The organism is Streptomyces ortus (assembly GCF_026341275.1).
Lineage (GTDB): Bacteria > Actinomycetota > Actinomycetes > Streptomycetales > Streptomycetaceae > Streptomyces > Streptomyces ortus.
On sequence record NZ_JAIFZO010000002.1, the window covers coordinates 3596069 to 3619810 of the forward strand.

The following is a 23742-nucleotide window of genomic DNA, read 5'->3' on the forward strand; positions in this document are numbered from 1 at the left end:
AATTTCGGCCTAACTCTGCCCGTCGGCAACCGCTTTGGCACTGCGCACCACCCCTCCTCTCTCCCGTTCCCCGTATCCGGCGACCGCACGGCACTCCGGCGCCCTCCTCGTCGTGACGCCGCACAACAGAGTGCTGCACGAGGTCTGGACAGGTTCCTGTGAGCGTGTTGTCATACCGCTGGCAGAGGGTTTCCAACGTTGGAAAGGCCGCACCCGAGCACCCGTAGCCCGCCCGCCCCGGCAGTCGGACGCGGTCGTGGTCGCGGCCTCAATGCGAGGAAAGGTTCGATGACACGACACGGCACCCGCCCCAGAACCAGGAACAGAGCCAGAGTGCTGGCGCTGTTCGCCATGGCGGCTCTCGTGCTGCCCCCGAGCGGAATGCTGCCCGTCGCGGCGGCTGCGGAGTCGACGGGCGGAGCGTCGTCGGCACCCGCCACCGGCCAGGCCGCCGTGGTGACGCACGGTCTCAAGGGCGAGTACTTCAGCATGTCGGCGCCCGGCGCCCGGGACTTCGCCGAACTCGGTGGCACGACGCTCGACCCGCAGATCAACTTCTCCGGTCTCACCGACACGTTCAAGGAGCTGACCGGTAAGACGGAGCACACCACGGCCCGTTGGACGGGCCAGATCGAGGCGCCGGCCACGGGTGACTACACGTTCTACGCCATCGGCGACAACGGCTTCCGTCTCTACATCGACGACGAGCCCGTCATCGACCACTGGGTGGGTGACTGGGACAAGGAACAGACCAGCCAGGCCGTCAAACTGACGGCCGGTGAGAAGCACTCGTTCCGGCTGGAGCTGTTCCAGGACACCGGCGGCGCCAACATGTACCTGCGCTGGTCGACGCCGACGCTGGCCAAGCAGATCGTGCCGATGTCCGCGTTCACCCCGCCGGCCGACTTCGAGGTCTTCCCGGTGGAGTACACCGTCGCCGAGAACGGGACGCGGCTGCGCGCCCGCTTCGAGGGCAAGGTGGGCAGCCTCCAGGGGGTCAAGGACCATCTGAAGGTCGAGGCCGACACGACCGCCATGCCGATCAAGTCGGTGACGTCCGTCCCCGGGGACTCCTCCTCCCTCTACGTCAATCTGTCGGAGCCGATCCAGAAGGCCCAGCTCGTCCGGGTCTCCTACGACGGTTCGGGCGGTCTGACGGTCGGCGGCAAGGCCGTACCGAAGGTCATCCGGTACGCGGAGAACGCCTCCACCCACCGTCTCACCACCAAGTGGGGCGACAAGGTCGACAAGAAGCACCCGCTGCCCGAGTACCCGCGGCCGCAGCAGAAGCGGTCCAAGTGGGAGAACCTCAACGGGCCTTGGCAGTTCAGCGCCGCCAAGGCGGGTGAGCAGCCGGTCTTCGGCAAGGACCTCGGCGAGAAGATCACCGTGCCGTTCCCGGTCGAGTCGCAGCTGTCCGGCCTTGAGCGGCACGAGGACCACATGTTCTACCGCCGGGTCATCGACGTGCCCAAGAGCTGGAAGGTCGGCAAGGACAGCCGCTCGAACCGGCTCAAGCTCAACTTCGGCGCGGTCGACTACCAGTCCCGTATCTATGTCAACGGGACGAAGGTCGCCGAGCACACCGGCGGTTACACCGCCTTCGACGTCGACATCACCGACGCGCTGAAGAAGGGCGGCAAGCAGGAGATCGTGGTCGCCGTCACCGACACCGGCGGCGCGGACCAGCCCATGGGCAAGCAGTCCACGAACCCGGGCGGCATCTTCTACACGCAGACCTCCGGTATCTGGCAGACCGTGTGGATGGAGCCGGTCGCGCCCGCCGCGATCGAGAACGTCGTCACCACGCCGGACATCGACACCGGCACCCTCGCGGTGACGGTCGACTCCGAAGGCGCCTCCTCCTCCGCCCGCGTCGAGGCCGTCGCCCGTGACGCCCGCGGCAAGGTCGTCGGCAGGGTCAGCGGCGCGGCCGACAAGAAGCTCACCCTGCCCGTGGCGAAGCAGCATCTGTGGAGCCCCGACGACCCGTACCTCTACGACCTCGACGTGACGCTGACCGACGGCAGGTCGAGTGACAAGGTCCGCGGCTACTTCGGTATGCGCGAGATCGGCGTCGAGAAGGTGGGGGGCTTCAACAAGCTGGTCCTCAACGGCAAGCCGGTCTTCTCCCTCGCCACCCTCGACCAGGGCTTCTGGCCCGACGGTCTCTACACCGCGCCCAGCGACGACGCCCTCGCCTTCGACCTGGAGGCACACAAGAAGCTCGGCTTCAACGCGGTGCGCAAGCACATCAAGGTGGAGCCGGCGCGGTGGTTCTACCACGCGGACAAGCTCGGCCTGCTCGTCTGGCAGGACTTCGTCTCCGGGAACATCACCAATGAGACCGGGCAGAAGGCGTTCGTCGACCAGGGCCGCGAGGTGATGAAGCAGCACCACAACTCGCCCGCCGTGATCGGCTGGATCGTCTTCAACGAGGGCTGGGGCGAGTGGAACCGCGAAGAGACGGGCCGCATCACCGAGGCCGTCAAGGCCGCCGACCCGTCCCGTGTCGTCAACGCCCACAGCGGTGTCAACTGCTGCAACAGCAAGGGTGACTCGGGCAAGGGCGACATCATCGACCACCACGACTACAACAACGACGACCCGCCCTTCCCGGACGAGAAGCGGGCCGCCATGGACGGCGAGCACGGCGGCTTCACCCTCCGCTCCCCCGGCCACATGTGGCCCGGTGCCCCGACCGTGATCTACAGCGGTGTCACCACGAAGGCGGAGCTGACCCGCAAGTACGTCGAGAACACCGAGAAGTTCTACGTCGAGCAGGCGGGCGCCGAACTGTCCGGCTCGGTCTACACACAGATCACCGACCTGGAGAACGAGCTCAACGGTCTCTACACGTACGACCGGCGCGACATCAAGATGGACGCCGCCGAGGTACGGAAGGTCAACCTCAAGGTGATCGCGGCGGGGGCCGCGGCCGGTTCGAAGCAGAAGCTGAAGGGCGGGCACTGGACCCTCGACGATGGCACCGGCACCACGGCCAAGGACACCGGGCCCGGCAAGAGTCCCCTCACGCTGCGCGAGGGTGCCTCCTGGACCGAGGGTGTCAGCGGCAGCGCCCTGAAGTTCGACGGCCAGAAGCAGTACGCGGAGACCTCCGGACCGGTGCTCGACACCAGCGGCAGCTACTCGGTGTCGGCGTGGGTGCGGCTCGACGGGATTCCCGGCAACTACGGGACGGCCGTCAGCCAGGACACGCGTGCCACGGCCAACTCGTTCTATCTGCAGTACGGACACGGCAACTTCGCCTTCAGCACCCCGGGTGAGCGCCGTGCCCAGGTGGCCGTCGCGGCGGAGACGGGGCGCTGGTACCACCTCGTGGGGGTCCGGGACTCGGTGACCAACGAGATCAAGCTGTACCTCGACGGGAAGCTCGCGGCGACGACCACCGGCGGCGCCGCACTCGGGAGCACCGGCCCGCTCACGGTCGGCCGGGCCCACTGGGACGGCTCGAACGTCGACTTCTGGAACGGCGCGGTCGACGAGGTGCACGCTGTGGACCGGGCACTCACCGCCCAGGAGGTGAGCACCCTCTACGGCGACGAGAAGCCGTAGCCGACGGCACGCACGGCGGTGGTCCCGGTGGGGGGAGGCGTTCTCCTGTCTCCGGGACCACCGCATGTGCGTTGTCGGGACCGCTGCTGTGCGCGTGGTCGCGGGACCACTGCTGTGCGCGGCCGGAGCGTCGGGACGGAGGCAGGTCCCGGGGCCACCGTGTTACGGCGTCACGCCGTCCCCCGCGTAGAGGTAGCCGCCCGGCCGGGCGGGGTCGGCGATCAGCAGCACCTGGTCGCCGGTGCGCGGAATCCGCAGTTCGGAGACGACGGTCTGGAGCGCGACCGGGTCGGCGGCCACGCCGGACGGCTGGACGACCAGCCCCACGAGCAGCCGGAGGAGCATGCAGTTCGGGCCGCCCAGCCCCCGCTCCTCCCCTCTGCTGTCCAGCATGAGGTGCCACCGCTCGGGGCGGCGGCGCGGATAGCGCACCGGGAACTCCTGGCCCACCCAGGCCGCTGCCACGACATGGCCGTTCCTTCCCGTATGCCGCAGTCTGAACTCCCGCCCGTCGGACGGGTCCTGGAAGGCGACGGTCACCGGGATCCCGGGCCTCGTGGAGTCACCGTGGCCGGGCCGGTGCACCTCCACGACCCGAGCCGGCGTCGACCGTGATCCGTACGGTCGAGCGAGGTGATCACTCGATCGTGAGTTCCTTACCTCCTGTGCCCGGTATGTCGTGATGCTGGATGTCGTGATGCTGGGAAGAACGGCGTGCGACGGGCGCCGTCCGGATGTGCTGTGGGTGGGGAGTGGCGTGACGCGAGCGACGGAACGAGCCGAGGGTATGGACGAGCGGGCCGTCCTGCTGGTGGCGGGCCTGGCCGAGCTGACGGTGAGCACGGCGGGGTCGGCCCTGGGGGCCGTGCGGGGGCTGCTGCGCCGCTCGGACGGCGCGGAACTGGCGGCGGAGGCCGAGCACGATCTGCTGGCGCGCGGGCGCCTGGTGCTGGACCGGTACGCGACCGCGCCCCCGGCCCACCTGGAGATCCTGGCCCGGCGTGCCCTGGCCCGACAGGCCGCCGACGATGTCTGACCCTTCGGATCCGGCGGCGTTCAAGCGCCGCGTCGACGAGGTGCTGCACGCGTTCGTGGCCCAGGAGGCCGGGCAGTTGGCGGCGATCGACCCGGCGCTCGGGCCGGTGGCCACGCAGATGGAGACGGCGGTCGCGGACGGCAAACGGCTGCGGGCCGCGTTCTGTTACTGGGGCTGGCGCGCGGTGGGACAGCCGGACAGCGACGCGCTGGTCAGGGCGGCGGCCTCCATGGAGCTGGTGCACGCCGCCGCGGTCGTGCACGACGACCTCATCGACGACAGCGCGTTACGGCACGGGCGGCCCACCGCCCACGTCGCCCTGCGCGGTGCCGTACGCCGCCGTCCGCGTGCCGTCGCCGCCGCCAGGTCGCTGGCGCTGCTGGTGGGCGATCTGCTGATGGGGCTGGCCGGGCAGTTGTTCGCCACCAGTGGGCTGCCCGCGGCCTATCTGGCGCGGGCCCGCCCGTTGTGGTCGGTGCTGGCCCGTGAGCTGATCGCGGGCGAGTGCCTGGAGATCCTGCGGACCGGGGACGAGCCGGACATCACGGCATCGCTGAAGGTGATCCGGTACAAGACCGCCAAGTACACCGTCGAGCACCCCCTGTTGATCGGTGGCGCCCTGGCCGGGGCGGACGGGCGGCTGCGTGAGGGCTACTCCGCGTACGGGCTGCCGCTGGGTGAGGCGTTCCAGTTGCGGGACGACCTGCTGGGCCTGTTCGGGGACCCGCACCGGACCGGCAAGGCCAACGCCGACGACGTACGCGGCCGGCGGCCCACGGCCCTGCTGGCGGAGACCTGGCGCCTCGCCGATGACGCCGACCGGGAGCGGCTGCGCGCCCTGTTGGGCCGGCGCGACCCGGACGGCGACGGGCTGCGCGCGGTACGCGAGGTGATGCGCCGGCTGAAGGCACCCGACCGCGTGGAGGACATGATCGCCGCCCGGGTGGCGGAGGCCCTGGGCGCGCTGGACGAACTGGACGTACCCGCACACGCCGCCTCGGCCCTGACGTCGCTGGCTCACTCGGCCGCGGCCCGCCTGTCCTGATCCTCGTCCTGAACCTCGTCCTGAACCTCGTAAGGAGCCCTGCCATGAACTACACCGAGGCATCCATGGACGCCCTGCGGCAGTCCGGTGACGAACTCGCCGACGCCACCGTCGCCACCCTCTTCGAACGCGGTGAGGTGGGGAAGTTCAACACCCTGATGCGGTACGTCTCCACCGTCGGCGCGCCGCTGCCGGACGGGCTGCCCGAGGTGGCCCGGGAGTACCTGCGGGCCACGAGCACCCCGCCGGCCTGGGTCGACTGGGGCGAGATGGAGAAGGCCCGGCTGTTCTTCATCGACAACAACGTGCACATCTCCACCGCCCTCTCCTTCGCCTCCATGCCCGCCTGTTACGTCGTCCCCCATGTGGCGAAGCTGCTGTCGGCCGCCCACGGGCTGAAGTACCCGTCCAAACGGATGGCGGAGACCGGCCAGTTCACCGTCTACCTCATGCAGCCGGACGCCTTCGAGGCCGGCAGCCGCTTCATCCCCGCCGCCCAGAAGGTCCGCCTGCTGCACGCCTCCATCCGTTACCACCTCGCACGCGAGGACCGCTGGGGCACCGAGGACCAGGGGACGCCGATCTGCCAGGAGGACATGATCGGCGGGCAGATGTTCTTCTCCCTGCTGGTGCTGGACTCCCTGCACCGCCTCGGCATCCATATGTCCACCGAGGGGGCCGAGGCCTACTACTACGCCTGGCGGGTCGTCGGAGCGATGCTCGGGGTCGACCAGGACGCCGTACCCAAGTCCCTCGAAGAGGCACGCCAGTTCCTCGACCTGTACATGGTCCGGCACATGGGTCCTTCCGAGGAGGGCGCGCACCTGACCCGGCAGCTCATCGACCTCTACGAAGAGGTCGTGCCCGGCACCTTCTTCGACCCGGTCGTCTCCGCGCTGATCCGCCATCTCGCCGGCGACACCTGCGGCGACTGGCTCCAGGTGCCCCGCAGCCCGTGGGACACGGTCGTCAAGGCCGTGCCCCACCTTCTCGGCGTACTGGAGACCATCGAGGACCGCTCACCGCTGGGCGCCTGGGCGCTGGACCGCCTCGGCCACCTCACCACGGTCCTCGAACTGTCCTCCCTCACCCGCGGACGCGTCATGCACTACGCCATCCCCGAACAGCTGAAGAGGGAGTACGGAGTCTCCGACTCGGTGCGCCGCGCCCAACGGTGGACGCCGCCCGCCGCCACGGTTTCCTGAGTGACCCGGGCCGCGGCCTCGCACGGCTACGGGGCGGAGGTCTCCGGCACCGCCCTCACCGGCACGGCCCGGACCGCCGACCGCAGCGGCTGCTCCCGCTGCTCCGAGGCCGGCCCGGTCCGTACGTCGAGACGGGTGAGGAGTTCGGTGCGGAGCGGATCCAGGTCCGGGAGGGCCAACTCGTCGGTGATGGCCAGGGCCCGCGTCCAGGCGGTGCGGGCGGCGTCGGGGCGGTCCGTGACGCGATGGATGTCACCGAGACACAGCAGGCCGGCGGCCTCGCTCTGTCGCTCGCCGGTCCGGTGGAAGAGGTCGACGGCCCGCCGGTAGCAGTCGACGGCCCCGGCATGCCTGCCCAGGCGGTGCTGTATGTAGCCGAGACTGTCCCAGGTGTGGGCCTGCCCGTTGAGGTCGCCGGTCTCCTGGGCCAGGTCGAGGGCCTGTCGGCAGTGGCCGAGGGCCTCGTGGTGCTCGCCGAGCTGGGCGCTGAGCCAGCCGATGTGGTTGAGGGCGGCGGACTGCCCGGCCCGGTCGGCGGCGGCCCGGTAGTGCCTGAGGCTGTGCCCCGCGTGGTCGAGCGCCCGCTGGGGGCTGCCCTGGGCGGCGGACATCCGTGCGAGGTGCTGGTGGGTGCGCGCCTGGCCCGCGTCGCTGCCGAGTTCGGCGAACAGGTCGAGGGCGAGCAGGTAGTGGCCACGGGCGTCCTCGCCGCGGCCCAGCCGGTCCAGGGCGAGTCCGAGTCCCCGGTGGGCACCGGCCTGGCCCGCGCGGTCGCCCTGTCGGCGTGCCGCTTTCAGTGCGCTCGTCTGCAGGGCGGCGAGCACCCGCCAGTACCCGTGCCGGTCGAGGAAGGTGGTGAGGGACGCCGCGAGCTGCCAGCTGTGCCGGTCGAAGCCGCGCGCGTCGGCCTGCTCCGCCACGGCCACGAGCACGGTGTGCTCCGCCGCGAACCAGGCCTGGGACTGCTCGTGGTCCGCGAGTGTCTCAGGGGCGGCGCCCGGCCCGGCGGGTGGCAACGGGACGGGGTTGGGCTGCGGAGTCAGCAGTACGTCGGCGGTGTGGGCGGTGTGCAGATAGTGGTCGAGGAGCCGGTGCAGCGCGGTGTGCCGTTCCAGGTCGCTGTCGATCGCGTCGACCAGTTCGACGGCGTACGCGCGCAGCAGGTCGTGGAAGGTGTACCGGCCCGGAGCGTGTTCGGTGAGGAGGTGCCCGTCGACGAGTTCGGCCAGCAGGGCGACGGCACGGCTGACCGGTATGCCGGCCAGGGCGGCGATGGCGGGCAGGGCCGCGTCGGGCCCGGGGTGCACGCCCAGCAGCCGGAAGAGCCTGGCCGCCCCGGGGCTCAGCGCCTCGTAGGACCAGGAGAACACGGCACGCACCTGGCTGGTCACCTCCCCGCCGTCCAGGGCGTCGAGGCGGTTCTCGGCCCGGCGCAGTTCCTCGGCGAGGGTGGCGAGCGGGAACCGGGGGCGCGCCGCGGCGCGGGCTCCCACGATCGCGAGGGCCAGGGGCAGTCCCGCGCACCGTCCGACGATCTCCCCGACGGCGGCGCCCTCCGCGCTCGTCCGGCTCACGCCCAGTCGGCCGGTCAGCAGTTCTCGGGCCTGGCCGGACGTGAGCAGGTCGACGGTCAGGAGATGGGCGCCCTCGGCCACGGCGAGGCCGGTCAGCAGGCGCCGGCTGGTCACCAGCGCCAGACAGCCGGGCGCGCCGGGCAGCAGCGGGCGCACCTGCTCGGCGTCGCGCGCGTTGTCCAGCACCACCAGCACCCGCCGTCCGGCCAGCAGGCTGCGGTACAGGCCGGTCTGTGCCTCAAGGCCCACCGGGACACGGGCCGGTGGCACTCCGAACGCGTCCAGGAATCCCCGTACCGCCTCCGCCGGGCTCATGACCGCTGCGGCGGAGCCGAATCCGCGGAGATTCACGTACAACTGACCGTCGGGGAAGGCCGTTTGGGCCCGGCGTGCCCAGTGCACGGCCAGCGCCGTCTTGCCCACGCCCGCCGTGCCCGACAACGCCGAGATCACCACGGCCGACGGCTGGACGGCCGTCGACGCGAGGATCATGTCGAGTTGCGCCAGCTCGTCTGCGCGGCCGGTGAAACTCCGTACGCCCATGGGCAGTTGGGCGGGGAGCGCGCCCGGCCACCGTCCTGTCACCGGCGAGGGACCCGGTGAGGGCTCCGGCTCGGGTCGTGCCGGGAGGGACCCGTGGGAGGCGGGCTCGTAGGTCTTCCGGTGTGCCGTCCGCCGGGCGGGCGCGGGCGGGTTTCCCCGCAGGATCGCCCGGTGTGCCTCGCGCAGTCCGGGACCGGGGTCGGCGCCCAGTTCCTCGGCCAGCCGGCGTCTGAGGGTGGCGAAGCGGTCCAGTGCCTCCGCACCGCGGCCGGCGGCGTGCAGGGCCCGCATCAGGGTCTCGGCCAGGGGCTCCACCAGCGGGAACTCGTCGAGCAGATCCGTGAGCGGGCCGATCACGGTGACGGGATCGCCGATACGCGACTCGACGGCGGCCCACCCGACGGTGATGTCCACGTACTGGCGCCGCCACGCCTCCCGTACCCGCTCCGCCCACTGTCCGCCCACGTCGGCCAGTGGGTCTCCGTGCCACAGGCGCAGCGCCTCGTGCAGCAGTGCCGCCCGGTCGTCGTCCGTGCGTCCCGTCTCCCGTCCCTGGCCGGCCAGCAGGCGGAAGCGGAGCACGTCCACCTGGTCCGCTTCGGCCTCCAGAAGGTAGCCGCCCGAACGACGTACCAGGCATAACTGGACGTCCCCGCCGTCGTTCGTGGTCTGCTCGCACAGTCGGCGGAGCCGGGCGATGTGCGCGTGCAGTGCCCGCCGGGCCCCGTCCGGCGGGCTCGTTCCCCAGACCCGCCGGATCAGCACGTCGGCCGTGACGGGCCTGCCGGCGTCCACCGCCAGCGCGGCCAGCACGGCCCTGCGCTGGGGCGGCCCGATCTCCACGCCCCGCTCCCCCGCCACAAGCTCCACCGGACCCAGCAGTCGCAGTCGAATCACGAGTCCGCACCCCCCGTACAGATCTTCCCCACACACTCCACACACGGCTCACGCTGGGCGACAACCTATCGACAACGTTTCCATCCACACACGCAGCCCACGCTGACGAATCAGATCGGTGTCCCGTCGATGAGCGACAGCGGGTGCCGGGGCTCGATCCAGGGGGAGGCACCATGAGTTCTGCGGACACCGCGGACGCGACGGCGGCGGGTTCGGCGATCTCGTTACCGCAAGGGGGCGGCGCCGTCGGCGGGTTGGGGGAGAAGTTCGCGCCCGACCTGTTCACGGGGACGGGCAACATGTCCGTGCCGCTGTCGATACCCGCGGGGCGGCAGGGGGCGACGCCGTCGCTCGCCCTCGGTTACAGCACCGGCAACGGGAACGGGCCGTTCGGGCTCGGCTGGCAGCTGGGTCTGCCCGGTGTCTCGCGGAAGACGTCGCACGGCGTTCCGAGGTATGTGGATGCCACCGGGCCGGCAGGCGATCCGGCCGATGTGTTCCTGCTGTCGGGGGCCGAGGACCTGGTGCCGGTCCTCGGCTCGTATCCCGGCCGGGTGCGCTACCGGCCCCGCACGGAGGGGTTGTTCGCCCGGATCGAGCACGTCAAGGACGCGACGGGTGACTACTGGGAGGTCCGGGGCAAGGACGGCTCGCTCAGCAGATACGGAACACGGCGTCCCGCGGGAGCCGCGGACACCTGGCGGGACCCGGCGGTGACCGCCGATCCGCGCGACACGGGGCGCGTGTTCGGCTGGCAGCTCACCGAGACCGTCGACCCGCTCGGCAACCTGGTCCGCTACGTCTACCTCGCCGACGCGGGCACCGAGCAGGGCAGGTCGTGGTCCCGGCCGCTCCTGGCGGGCATCTTCTACGCCGACTACGGCGACCGGGCCGACCCGCGGTTCCTGGTCTCCGTCGACTTCGGGTACGCGTCGCGCCCCGACCCGTTCTCCGAACACCGGGCGGGCTTCGAGGTACGGACGTCCGTGCGCTGCGAGGTGATCCGGGTGACGACCCACGCCGTGGACGGGGTGGCACGGGTGGCTCGCGAGTACCGACTCGCCTACCGGCAGGCGGAGTTCAACGGGGTGTCGCTGCTCGCGAGCGTGACCGAGGTGGGGATCGACGAGTCGGGCGCACCGGCACCGGCACCGAAGTCGGCACCGGAGACGGAGACGGAGACAGAGACAGAGTCGGCTTCGGCATCGGAGTCGGCTTCGGCGGTGGTGACGGAGGAGCTGATGCCTCCGCTGATCTTCGGGTACTCGGGCTTCGATCCGGGCGGGCGCGGTTTCTCCCCGGTGACGGGCCCCGGCTTCCCGGCCGCCGCGCTGAACAGTCCCACGCTCGCCCTGGTGGATCTGCACGGCGCCGGTCTGCCCGACGTCGTGGAACTCGGTGCGGCGGCGCGGGTGTGGCGCAACGCGGGCGGCGGGCGCTTCGAAGCGCCCCGCTCGATGGCCGAGGCACCCCCGCTCTCGCTCGGACAGCCCGGGGTCATGTTCCTGGACGCCGACGGCGACGGCCGGCCCGATCTGTTCGCGCCGGCGCCGGGCACCCCGGGCCGGGACGCCGGCCCCGCCGCGGGCTACTTCCCGATGGCCTTCGCGGGCGGCTGGAGCCGCCGCGGCTTCACCCGCTACCGCGGTTCCCCCGGTGTGGGCGTCGCCGACCCGCGGGTGAAGCCGGTCGACCTCGACGGCGACGGGCTGACCGACCTGGTGCGGTCCGGCACCCGCCTCCAGGCGTGGTTCAACGACCGCGATCCCCGCGAGGCCTGGCAGCGCACCGCGACCGGCACCGGTGGCCCGCCCGTCGACCTCGCCGATCCCCGGGTGCGACTGGCCGACATGACCGGCGACGGCCTTCAGGACCTCGTGCTGCTGCGCAACGGGAACGTGGCGTACTGGCCGAACCTCGGGCACAACAGATGGGGCGCCCGGATCCAGATGCGCGACGCGCCCCGCCTGCCCGAGGGTTACGATCCGCGCCGGGTGCTCCTCGGGGACGTCGACGGGGACGGGGTCGCCGATCTGCTGTACGTCGACAGCGGGCGGGTGCTGCTGTGGGGCAACCGGTCGGGCAACGGATGGACCCGGACCCCGGTCGTCGTCCGCGGCACCCCGCCGGTGTCCGGCACCGACCTGCTCGAACTGTCCGACCTGTTCGGCACCGGGATGGCCGGGCTGCTGCTGAGCCGGCCGGCGGGTGTCTCCGGCGGGCCCCACGCGCGTTTCCTGGACTTCACCGGCGGGGTCAAGCCGCATCTGCTCACCTCGATGGACAACAGCCTCGGCGCGGTGACGCGGGTGTCGTACGCACCCTCCACCCAGGAGTACCTGCGCGACTTCGCCGATCCGGCCACCCGGTGGCGCACCCCGCTGCCCTTCCCGGTGCACGTGGTGACGAGGACCGAGGCCGCCGACCGGATCTCGGGCGGCACCCTGGCCACCGAGTACCGCTACCGTCATGGCTACTGGGACGGCGTCGAGCGGGAGTTCCGCGGGTTCGCGCTGGTCGAGCATCTGGACACGGAGACGTTCGGCGGAGCGACGGGCGTCGGCGTGCCCGCGGACCATCACGCGCCGCCCGTGCTCACCAGGAGCTGGTTCCACTGCGGGCCGGTCGCAGCCGGCGAGGCCGGGGACTGGACCGAACTCGACCTGAGCCACGAGTACTGGCAGGGCGACTCACCCGTGCTGTCCAGACCGCCGCAGCAGCTCGCGTTCCTGGCCGGACTGCCGCGGGCGGCCCGGCGTTCGGCGTTGCGCTCCCTGCGGGGGCAGGTGCTGCGCACCGAGGTGTTCGCGCTGGACGGCGGCACGCTGTCCGACCGGCCCTACACGGTGACGGAGACCCTGTCGGGCGTACGGGAGGAGGCGGCGGGGGGTCCGCCGGACCGGGAGCGGGTCTTCTTCCCGTTCTCGCTCGGCACGCGCACGACGCGGTGGGAACGCGGCCCGGAGCCGATGACACAGTTCGCGTTCCCCACAGGGTACGACGCGTACGGGTGTCCGACGGGGCAGCTCTCGGTCCCGGTGCCGCGCGGCCGTGACCCGCTGACGGTCGCGGGGCCGGACGAGACGCCCGAGCCCTACCCGGCCACGTACGCGACCACGGAGTACGCGCGCCGGGACGACGCCGAGCACTACGTCGTGGACCGCGTCGCGAGGACGTCGAGTCACGAGGTCGTCAACGACGGCCGGCTGCCGGTGCCGTCGCTGCGGGACGCCGTGGTCGGCGGAACGCTGCCGTCCGGGGTCTCGCTGCGGGTGACCGGTCACACCCGTACCTACTACGACGGCGCGGAGTTCACCGGGCTGCCGCTCGGTACGCTCGGCGCGTACGGACTGCCCGTGCGCTGCGAGTCGTTGGCGTTCGAGGACAGCTTTCTCGACTGGCTGTACCCCGCCGACGACCCGCGGGCGGCCGGGCCGCGCCCGCCCTACCTGGCCCCCGGCGACCGGGTCGACTGGCCCGTGGAGTATCCGGCCGCCTTCCGCGGCTCGCTGCCCGCGCTCGCCGGATACACGCACTACGCGAACGCCGAGGTGCCCGGCTCCCCCGGCGGCTACTACGTGACCGCGTGGCGGCATCGCTACGACATCCACGAGCCGGGGTCGACACCGCGCGGCCTGCGGACGGCCTCGCTCGACCCGCTCGGCGCGCGGAGCCAGGTCGCCCACGACCGGCACGCCCTGTTCCCCGTCCTCGACACGGACGCCGTCGGGCTGACCACCGCCGCGGAGTACGACTACCGCCTGCTGCGCCCGCACACGGTGACCGATCCGAACGGCAACGCCACCTCGGTGACGTTCTCCCCGGCCGGGCTGGTCACCGCGACCTGGACCCGGGGCAAGAACGGCGAGGGCGACCGGACGGCACCGGGGACGACGATGAAGTACAACCTGCATGCCTTCCTGGGCAGCGGACAGCCGGCGTCCGTACGCACGGTCAGGCGGGTGCACCACGACTGGGAGACCTCGGTTCCCGCCGAACGGCTCGACGACGTGCTCGTGTCGGTGGCGTACTCGGACGGCTTCGGCAGGCCGCTGCAGACCAGGACGCAGGCCGAGGACACGCTCTTCGGCGATCCGTCCTTCGGCGGGAACGTCATCCCGGGCGGCGACCTCACGCCCACGGGCGACTCGACGGGCCGGACCAGGGCGCCGGGCAGCCCGGACAACGTGGTGGTGTCCGGCTGGCAGGTGTACGACAACAAGGGCCGGGTGGTGCAGAAGTACGAGCCCTTCTTCTCCATCGGCTACGACTACGCGCCGCCCCTCGACAGCCAACTCGGCCGCAGGAGCGTCATGTTCCACGACGCGAGCGGGCGCGTCGAGCGCACGGTGAACCCGGACGGCAGCGAGCAGCGGGTCGTCTTCGGCGTCCCGTTCGACCTCGCCGACCCCGACCGCGCGCTGCCGACGCCCTGGGAGTCGTACACCTACGACGAGAACGACAACGCGGGCCGCACCCACGGCGACGCGGCCCCGGCGGACCGGACACACTGGGACACCCCGTCGAGCACGGAGGTCGACGCGCTCGGCCGGGTCGTACGCGCCGTCGCCCGGCGCGGGCCCACCGCCGCCGAGTGGCTCACCACGACGTCGGCGTACGACGTCCAGGGCAATCTGCTCGGCATCACCGATCAGCTCGGGCGGGCGGCCTTCGCCTACCGTTTCGACCTGGCGCACCGACGCTGGCGGGCGGACGGCATCGACGCGGGCCGGCACGACAGCGTCCCCGATGCCATGGGGCAGGTGGTCGAGGCCCGGGACAGCAGGGGTGCGCTCGTCCTGGGCTCGTTCGACGCGCTGCACCGGCCGAGCCGGGTCTGGGCCAGGGACGACCACGCCGACAGCGTCACCCTGCGGCAGCGCGTCTCCTACGGCGACGCCGGGACCGCCGCCCAGCGGCCCGCCGAACGCGACGGCGCCCGTGGCCGCAACCTGCTCGGCCGGGCCGTGCGCCACTGGGACGAGGCCGGACACGCCGGTGTGGGGTCCGTCGACTTCAAGGGCAACGTCCTGCAGAGCAGTCGCCGGGTGATCGCCGACGCGGCTCTCCTGTCCGTCTACGACCGGGCGGCGGCCGACGGCTGGCAGGTGCGGCCGTTCCAACTCGACTGGACGCCCTGGCCCGGCCAGAGCCAGGCCCAGCGCGACACACAGCTCCTCGAACCGGCCGAGCACGTCACCTCCAGCGAGTACGACGCCCTCAACCGCCTCAAGCGACGCTTCCTGCCCGTCGACGCGGAGGGCAGGCGGCACGTGCTCTATCACACGTACAACCGGGCGGGTGCGCTGGAGCAGGTGCAGCTCGACAGCACGGTGCACGTCCGGCGCATCGCCTACGACGCCAAGGGCCAACGGTCGCTGATCGCCTACGGCAACGGTGTGCTGACCCGCCATGCCTACGACCCGGACACGTTCCGGCTGACCCGGCTGCGCACCGAGCGCTACAGCCTGCTCGACCCGATGACCTTCCGGCCCGCCGGGCCCGCGCTACAGGACTTCGGCTACACCTACGACCTGGTCGGCAACCTCACCGCATTGCGCGACCGCACCCCCGGCAGCGGTGTTCCCGGCAATCCCGAGGCGGCTGCCGTCGCCGACCCGGCACTGCGTGCCCTGCTGGCCGGCGGTGACGCGCTCGACCGGCGCTTCACCCACGATCCGCTCTACCGGTTGCTGTCGGCGAGCGGGCGCGAGTACGCGGCCCCTGCCCAGGGCGATCCGTGGCCGGCCACTCCGCGCGGCACCGACGTGACCCGGGCCCAGGTGTACCGGGAGACGTACGACTACGACGGGGCGGGGAACCTGCTCAGCCTCGTCCACGCCGGTGCCGGCGGCTTCACCCGTACGTTCACGGCGGCTGACGGCGGCAACCGGCTGCGGCGCATGACGACCGGCACGGACGGGACGACACCGTACGACTACACGTACGACGCGGGCGGCAACCTGCTGTCCGAGACCACGTCCCGCCACTTCTCCTGGAACCACGCCGGCCGGATGACCGCGTTCGCGACGCAGACCGCCGGGGCCGAGCCGTCCGTGCACGCCCAGTACCTGTACGACTCGGCCGGTGCACGGGTGAAGAAACTCGTCCGCAGACAGGGCGGCGCCGTCGAGGTCACCCACTACATCGACGGGACCTTCGAGCAGCACCGCTGGAGCGGATCGCGGAGCGGTCAGAACAACCACGTCCATGTCATGGACAACCACCGGCGGGTCGCGCTGGTGCGGTTCGGCGGCGCCCATCCCGACGAGGGCGGGCCCGCGGTCGCCTACCACCTGCCGGACCACCTCGGGAGCAGCGCCGCCGTCCTGGACCAGAGCGGCACCCTCACCAACCGTGAGGAGTACACCCCTTACGGCGAGACCAGCTTCGGCAGCCACACCCGCAAGCGCTACCGCTTCACCGGGGCGGAACGCGATGAGGAGAGCGGTCTCGCCTGCCACGGCGACCGGTACTACCTGCCGTGGCTGGCGCGCTGGTCGGTGCCCGACCCCGCGGGACCCGGGGGTGCGATCAACCTCTACCAGTACTGCGGGAGCGCGCCGCTGCGGCTCGTCGACGGGTCGGGCCGTGACTTCACGGTGGTCACCGACTGGGAACGCGGAACCATGGTCCTCGGCATGGTGATCGTGGTCGCCACGCCCCTTGAGGAGCAGCAAGTACTCAAGGCGAAGAAGGCGTTCGACACGGCGGCCCCCTTCACGGACCAGAACGGGATGACGGTCACCTTCGACGTGCGGGTGCGGCTCCAGGTCCTCAACAAGCCGGCCGCTCCGGACCCCGGCACCGTGAACTACCGCGGCAACAGGTACCTCTCGGAGGCCAGAAGGGGTTACACGCCCGAGGCCGTCGGGGACGACCGGGCGCGCCCCGGTGACACCTACGTCGGCGGGGTGACCAGGTTCGGTGGCGGAGGCGGGGGTGTCTGGATGAACAAGCACCGCCGCTACGGCGAACTGGGGAACTCACCCGATCTGGTCAAGCACGAGATCGGTCACCTCTACGGCCTCGACGACAGCCACGCGGACGCGACCGGCCGTTACTACGTCGAGGGCGGGGTGATGGATCCCAAGGAGCTCTCCTCCGCGCACGGACACGGTGACCCGACGGGTAAGGACCTCTTCTCCATCAGAAAGGAGGAGGTCTCCGCGGTCGTGCGATTCCTCCACGACTACCGGCCCGAGATGCATGACAAGAAGAGTCCCGGCTTCGTGGACCTCACGCCTCAGATCAAGTTCGTCAACAGCTTCGGCGCGACGACCGCCTACGACAGCCTCGACGGTGCCAGGGCCGCCTTCGAGAACGACCGGAGGACCGCCGAGGAGCTGCTGCGCGAATCGCAGGGGGCACAGGACCGTGCGAGGCAGATGATCGAAAGTCATTTCAACTCGTCGAAACAGCCCGCGCCACAGCCCTGACCGCCGGAGCGACGCCGGTGAGGCGTCGCCCCGGCCATTGCCGTTTTCGACGAGAAGGAGAGAGCAGAAATGACCGTTACCGTACAGATCACAGGGCCGGCCGCGAACGCAGTGGTACGGCGCACGGTGGTGGTGACCGCGCAGGTGAATGGGCTCGTCCCGCCGGGCGGTGACCACGACCCGTACGACATCCTCAACTCGGTCATGGTGACCGTCGCCGGGCAGCCCGCGGTACAGGCGACCGGTTCGGGCGGGGGCTGGACCGCTCAGGTGCCGTTGCCCGCGTCCGTCACGCCGGGCACGCAGATCTCGGTCAAGGTGACCGCCAACTACCGTGCGATCGACTGGTACGTCCCGTACCCCGAGCAGTGGCCCGACGTGTGGTCCGCCACGTCCACCCCCATCAGCGTCTCCCAGACCGTCCAGGTGCAGGCGGCCTCACCACCGGCCTTCACCTGGACGTCCCCCGCCGCCGGGAGCACGGTCGACCTGTTCGAGGGGAGCGGGCAGATCACCGCCCAGTTCAACGTCACCCGCGCCCAGATCACACCGCTGACCCTCTCCATCACCCGGGACAACACGACCACACCCGTGGCATGGGCCGGAGTCACCTCGTACCGGATACCGGTCAGTCTGCTGCCCATGCCGCTCGGGGCGCGGACCGTGACGTTCACCTGCACCGATCCCGACGGCCTGACCGCTACTCAGACCCGCACGTTCACCGGGCGTGACGCCTCGCCGCCGAACCTTCAGGTCTCCCCCGTCACCGTGTTCGGGGACAGCAAGGGCACCGCCACCGCCCCGCTGCAGGGGACGGCTCCCGACGCGCAGAGCGGTATGACGGGCGGCAGCGCCAAAGTGGAGTGGGCGCTGTCCCCCACAGGCACCAGGACCCTGGCGAAGCCCGGGGCGGGCAGCGACTTCAGGAACTGGACCGCGGACGTACCGCTGACGGGGTTCGGCGCGCACACCGTCCATCTGTGGGCGACCGACAACGCGGGCAACGTCACCGCCAAGGACGTCCAGGCCACGGTGATCAGCTCCTATGTGCCCGAGTCCCTGGAGCAGCGGCTGGACGAGCGCGAGTATCTCGCCGCGCTGCTGTCCTTCGCGCACGGGCAGGTCAACGTGCCGGGACCGCCCGCCGCGCCGCTGGACACCGCCACCCTGGTGGCGGCGCTCGGGCAGCCGCTCGACCGGCTCAGCCAGCCGCTGTCGGCCGAGGCCGGTCTGGGCGGCCACGAAGTCAACCAGCTGCGGATTCCCGTGGAGCTCCTGCGGGCCCGTATCGCGGCCACGAACACGCCCACCGCGCCCGGTGCCGCCCTGGAGCAGGAGTACCGCGGCACGGCCTACGCGTCCCTGCTCGCCGCCGCCGGAACCTCCTACGCGGAACTGCGGCTGGCCAGGGGCGCCGACGCCACGGCCCGACGGGCGCTCGCCGACCGGCTCGGCATCCGGCTCAGGACGACGGCGCCCGACGAACTCGACCAACTGCTCGTCGACGGCCCCGCTCTCACCGAGGCCGGTCTGGAGACACTGTTCGGCCTGCCCTCGACCACCGCGGCCGACCCCCTGCGTGTCCCCGCCGTGCCCCTGCTGCTCGGCTGGCGGCTGGCCGCCCAGTCGCTCGCCTGGGCCGGACAGGACCAGCATCCCGACGCGCCGAGGGCCTTCGAGGTGCTCGCCGATCCCGATGTGATCGACGCCGACGACGTCATCGACGGGCCGGCGGGCGACCCCGTCCGCAAGCTGCTGACCGACCGGGCCCAGGCCCTCTCCGCGTACCGTGCGACGCTGTCCGCGCTCAGGACGGGCAGGACTCCGGCCGCCGCCCTCACCGCGATGCTCACGCTGGCGCAGCCCGGCCTCGACCTGGCCGCCCTGGCCGCTCAGGACGCGCAGGGTGCCGACATCGGCGGCGCCCTCGCCGCCCGGGGCCTGGCCCGGGGCGGCTTCCTGTATCTCAGGCAGCTGAGCGCGCTGGCCGGCGCCGGAACGGTCACCACGGCCGAGTGGGACGACGGCCTGGCCGTCCTCACAGGTGCGTACAAGCGCCAACAGCTCTACCCGGCCTGGCGGGCGGCGGAGTCGGGCTTCGTGCTCTCGCCGGACTTCTTCGTCACCGGCGGCGCCGGGCCCGCGCCCGGCCCGTACCGTGCCGAGGGCGGGGCCCGTGCCGCCTGGCAGTCCGTGCTGCGCGCCAGGATCGCCCAGCGGGAGGCCCTCGGCGAGGCCGACGCGCAGGCCGTGGCAGCCGCCGAGCAGGCCGCGCTGCCGGTCCTGCGTGACGCCCTGCTCGCCGACCTCGCCGCCACGACCACGGCGGCGGGCGAAGTGGGCGAGTCGATGTCGGCACGGTTCTTCGTCGACATGCTCGCCGGCGGGACCCTGCGCACGAGCCGTATCGGGCAGGCCGTCGAGAGTGTGCAGTCACTGTTGTCGGCGAAGCGGTCGGGCGAGCTGGCCCCGGACCACCCCGCGGCCGGCTGGACGTTCAGGAACGGACCCGAGACGTTCGCCGCCGCCTGGGCCTGGCTGGGTGAGCAGGGCACCTGGCAGGCGGCCACCACCGCGTTCCTGTTCCCCGAGCGGCACCTCGACCCCGCGCTGCTCGTCCCGAGCACCAGAACGATGACTCCAGGCACGCCGACCCTGCCGCTGGACATACTTTTCGCGCAGGTCAGTGGGCCGGGGGTCACGTTCACCGCCGGCACGGCCGTCAAGCTGGCAGCCGATTACCTCACGGCGAAGAGGATCACCCTCCCCGCTTCGTACACCTATCTCGATCCGCAGCGCAGGCTCGCCCATCAGACCGCTCTCGCCGGCACGTCGAGCGGGATCGAGGCCGTCCAGAACACCGGCCACGCCGACAACCGGGAGATTTTCTGGGCCGTGCCGATGCTCCTCGCGCAGCGCCTCCAGGCGGCCGGGGACTACCGGGCGGCGCTCGACTGGTACTGGATCGTCCTTCCGTACGACCTCGCCTCGCCGACCTCGATCTACAGCCGCATCAACGGCGAGACGCTGTCCGGCCCCGATCTGACGTTCCCGGCCGACTGGACCACGAATCTCGACCCGTTCGCGCTGGCGGACTCGGCGTCCGCGAAGCGTCCCAAGCCCCACACCCGGTACACCCTGCTGTCGATCATCAGATGTCATCTCGACTACGGCGACGCGGAGTTCACCCGGGAGACCGACGAGTCGGTCGCGCACGCCCGTACCCTCTACGTCACCGCCCGCCGACTGCTCGGCTCCGCCGCTCTGGTGCCCCAGACGCCGACGAACCTCGGTGAGCCGGCGCTGCCGATCCCGGAGGTCCGCACCCTGCGCACCCGGGTGGACATGCAACTGGCCAAGCTCCGCCAGGGCCGCAACATCGCCGGCATGCCGCGCACGCAGGGCCTCGCGGCGGCGACGGTCAGTCAGCCGACCCCGTACCGCTGCAAGGTGCTGCTGGAGCGGGCCGGGCAACTCGCCGCGCAGGCCGCCCAGATGGAGGCCGGCTACCTCTCCGCCCTGGAGAAGTACGACGACCGCAATCTGCGTGTCTACGACGCCCTCAAGGCGATCGATCTGAGCGCGGCGCAGGCCAGGGTGGCGCTGAGCCGGGTCGACGAGGCCCACGATGCCGTCACCGCCGCCACGGCGCAGCTGACGAAGGCCGAGACCATGGCCGCGTCCTATGCCGAAGCTCTCGAAGCGCCCACGAACAGGTATGAGCAGGACCTGCTCGACAACTACGGCGAGATGCGCGACATCAGGGACGCGATCACGGTGGCGGACACCGCTCTCGCCATCGCGCAGGCGGCGTCGTCCGGGGCCAGCCTGATGGACGCGATCTTCAGCGGTGGTGCCCGGCAGGCCCTCGCCATCTCGATGAGTGCGACCGCGGCCGTCAAGGGCGGTTTCCAGCTCCAGCAGAACCATCTGGAGGCGCAGTTGCAGGCCAATCAGCTGCGGGCCGGCATCGAGCAGCGCAAGGACGAGTGGCGGCGCCAGCAGGTGGCCGCCCAGCAGGACATCCAGATCGCCGCCGCGCAGGTCACCGTGGCGGACGACCAGGTCACGATCGCCGAGCGGGAACAGGACGTCGCGACGCTCCAGCACGACCAGGCGACGGCCACCCTGACCTTCCTCAACGGCCAGTTCACCAACGCCGACCTGTACCTCTGGATGAGCAACACCCTCGGCGGGGTGTACCGGTACTTCCTGCAGCAGGCCACCGCGACGGCCCGGCAGGCGCAGGCCCAACTCGCCTTCGAGCGGGCGGAACCCGCCCGGGTGCTGATCCGCCAGGACTACGGCCAGACGCCGGCCGAGATGACCTCGAACGCCGGTCCCGACCGGCGGGGCCTCACCGGCGCGGAACAGCTCGCCCAGGACCTGGCCCGGCTCGACGAGTACGCCTTCAGCTCCGCGCGCCGGCGCCTGAACCTCTCGCAGACGTTCTCGCTGGCCCGTCTGATGCCGGTGGAGTTCCTGGAGTTCCGCCGGACGGGCACGCTCGCCTTCACCACCCCCACGGCGTTGTTCGACGCCGACTTCCCCGGCCACTACCTCCGGCTGGTCCGTCAGGTGCGCACCAGCCTTGTCGCGCTGGTGCCGCCGGACCGGGGAATCCGCGCCACCCTCTACTCGAACGGCATCTCGCGGGTCACCACCGGTCGGGACGGCACGTTCCAGGAGGTCGTGGTGCGCAGCGATCCGGGGGTCGTCGCCCTGACATCGCCGATGAACGCCAGCGGGGTGTTCGAGTTCGACGCCCAGTCGGACATGCTGCTGCCGTTCGAGGGCAGCGGCGTGGACACCACCTGGGAGTTCCGGCTGCCGCCCGCCGCCAATCCACTCGACTACTCCACCATCGTCGACCTGCTGGTCACGGTGGACTACACCGCCGCATACGACGGCACCTACCGCGAGCAGGTGGTCACCCGGCTCAACGCCGACCGGGACCGTGGCGCCGACTGTGTGTTCAGCCTGGCGAGGGACTTCCCGGACCAGTGGTACGACCTCAACAACCCGGCCGACCCCACCGCGAGGTCGATCACGCTCCCGCTGCGCGACATCGACTTCCCGGCCGGGATCGGAGAGCTCACCACCGCCGCGGTCGCGGTTCGCCTGGCGAGCGACGCGCCGGTTCCCGACACCACGGTCTCCCTGTCCCGTGGGGCGAGCGGCGGCCGGGCGACGGCGACCAACGGCGTCGCCGGCACCCGGCGGGGCAATGCCGCGGCCTGGAACGCCTTACTGGGGACCGGTCCGGCGGGCGACTGGCAACTGGGTTTCGACGCGGGCGCCGGCGCTGTGTTCGAGTCGGGCACACTCGACGACGTCCTGCTGGTCCTGAGCTGGACGGGAGAGGCACCGGCCTGGGAACTCTGAACCGGCCCGTGCTCATCAGCCACCTCCGCCCCGGTCCTGTGGCCGGGCCGGGATCGGCGGGAGGATCCCCGTCGGGAACCCTCCCCGTGCCTCGTCAGGGCTGGATGTTCTCCAGGTCCTGGAGGAGGCCCGGGTGCTCGGGTTCCCAGCCGAGTGCCTCGCGGGTACGGGCACTGGAGGAGGGCTGGTCCGTTGCGAAGATCGGGCCGAGCGGACCGTACGCGTCCTGCGGTACGGACTCCACCGGCAGCCCGAGCCGCCGGCCGATGACCGCGGCGATGTCGCGCACCCGGTCGCCTTCGTCGGCCACGGCGTGCCAGGCGGACCCGGCGGGCCCGCGCTCCAGAGCGAGCCGGAAGAGGACGGCCGCGTCGAGTGCGTGCACCGCGGGCCACCGCTGGGTGCCGTCGCCCGGACAGCCGGACACTCCGGTCCGGCGCGCGGTCTCGGTCAGCACTCCGGCGAACCCGCCCGTGCCCTGGTGGTGCACTGTCCGGGGCAGGCGTACGGCCGTGCTGCGGACCCCTCGTGCGGACAGGCCCAGGATCTCGTTGACCGTGCGGCCACGTCCGCCCACCGGACCGTCGGTCGGCAGCGGGTCGGCCTCGGTGGAGGCCCGGCCCGGTACCCACGGCGTACCCGAGACGGTGACGAGGGGGCGGTCGCTTCCTGCGAGTGCCTCGCCCAGGACGGTGAGCGCGGCGGTCTCCTCGGCGATCGCCGAGGCGAGGGCTTCGGGACTGCTGAAGTCGTTGCGGAACGCCAGGTGGATCACTCCGTCGGTCCGGGCGACGCCGGCGCGGAGGACGTCCAGGTCGGCGAGACCTCCCTTGAGCGGCTCGGCGCCCGACGCCTCGGCGGCCCGCGCCGACGCGTCGGAGCGGGTGAGCGCCAGGACGGTGTGGCCGTTGCCGAGCAGTTCGGCGACGACCGCGGTGCCGATCAGACCGGTGCCACCGGTGACGAGAACACGCATGAAAATCTCCCGCAAGTGATAGGACTCTTGTCCCATCACTGTACAGGGTGATGGGACAAGAGTCCC

9 protein-coding genes are annotated in these 23742 nt (G+C 71.6%); 6 read left to right on the forward strand and 3 right to left on the reverse strand.

Annotated elements, in window-relative coordinates:
• Window positions 1-288 precede the first annotated feature (288 nt).
• Window positions 289-3576 carry a LamG-like jellyroll fold domain-containing protein gene (locus K3769_RS19215; protein ID WP_267027636.1) on the forward strand — a complete coding sequence of 1096 codons (3288 nt, stop codon included), beginning with the start codon at window positions 289-291 and terminating at the stop codon, window positions 3574-3576.
• A 162-nt stretch (window positions 3577-3738) separates the two neighbouring features.
• Here the strand turns inward: K3769_RS19215 and K3769_RS41290 are convergent, their stop codons facing one another.
• The gene (locus K3769_RS41290; protein WP_267031763.1) at window positions 3739-4041 is read right to left on the reverse strand and encodes a hypothetical protein; all 303 of its coding nucleotides are present in this window, start codon (window positions 4039-4041) and stop codon (window positions 3739-3741) included.
• A 322-nt stretch (window positions 4042-4363) separates the two neighbouring features.
• Between K3769_RS41290 and K3769_RS19225 the strand changes: the two genes are divergently transcribed.
• Genes K3769_RS19225 through K3769_RS19235 form a run of 3 tightly spaced genes read left to right on the forward strand, consistent with a single transcriptional unit; the run spans window position 4364 to window position 6862 of the window.
• Complete coding sequence (locus K3769_RS19225) at window positions 4364-4612, forward strand: polyprenyl synthetase (RefSeq protein ID WP_267031440.1); 249 nt, start codon at window positions 4364-4366, stop codon at window positions 4610-4612.
• Window positions 4605-5657, forward strand: coding sequence for a polyprenyl synthetase family protein (locus K3769_RS19230; RefSeq protein WP_267027637.1), 1053 nt, complete (start codon window positions 4605-4607; stop codon window positions 5655-5657). The genes K3769_RS19225 and K3769_RS19230 overlap by 8 nt, the downstream gene beginning before the upstream one ends.
• A gap of 44 nt (window positions 5658-5701) precedes the next feature.
• On the forward strand, window positions 5702-6862 hold the full coding sequence (locus tag K3769_RS19235) for an oxygenase MpaB family protein (RefSeq protein WP_267027638.1): 1161 nt from the start codon (window positions 5702-5704) through the stop codon (window positions 6860-6862).
• Window positions 6863-6888: 26 nt separating this feature from the next.
• Here K3769_RS19235 and K3769_RS19240 read toward each other — a convergent pair whose 3' ends face one another.
• Window positions 6889-9876 carry an AfsR/SARP family transcriptional regulator gene (locus tag K3769_RS19240; protein ID WP_267027639.1) on the reverse strand — a complete coding sequence of 996 codons (2988 nt, stop codon included), beginning with the start codon at window positions 9874-9876 and terminating at the stop codon, window positions 6889-6891.
• 173 nt (window positions 9877-10049) lie between these two features.
• Between K3769_RS19240 and K3769_RS19245 the strand changes: the two genes are divergently transcribed.
• Together K3769_RS19245 and K3769_RS19250 are read left to right on the forward strand one after the other, a co-directional pair.
• Complete coding sequence (locus tag K3769_RS19245; protein WP_267027640.1) at window positions 10050-17315, forward strand: SpvB/TcaC N-terminal domain-containing protein; 7266 nt, start codon at window positions 10050-10052, stop codon at window positions 17313-17315.
• A 69-nt stretch (window positions 17316-17384) separates the two neighbouring features.
• Complete coding sequence (locus K3769_RS19250; RefSeq protein ID WP_267027641.1) at window positions 17385-22700, forward strand: Tc toxin subunit A-related protein; 5316 nt, start codon at window positions 17385-17387, stop codon at window positions 22698-22700.
• Window positions 22701-22794: 94 nt separating this feature from the next.
• Here the strand turns inward: K3769_RS19250 and K3769_RS19255 are convergent, their stop codons facing one another.
• Window positions 22795-23676 (reverse strand): SDR family oxidoreductase, encoded by an 882-nt coding sequence (locus K3769_RS19255; protein ID WP_267027642.1) that lies wholly within the window; start codon window positions 23674-23676, stop codon window positions 22795-22797.
• Between the last annotated feature and the right edge of the window lie 66 nt (window positions 23677-23742).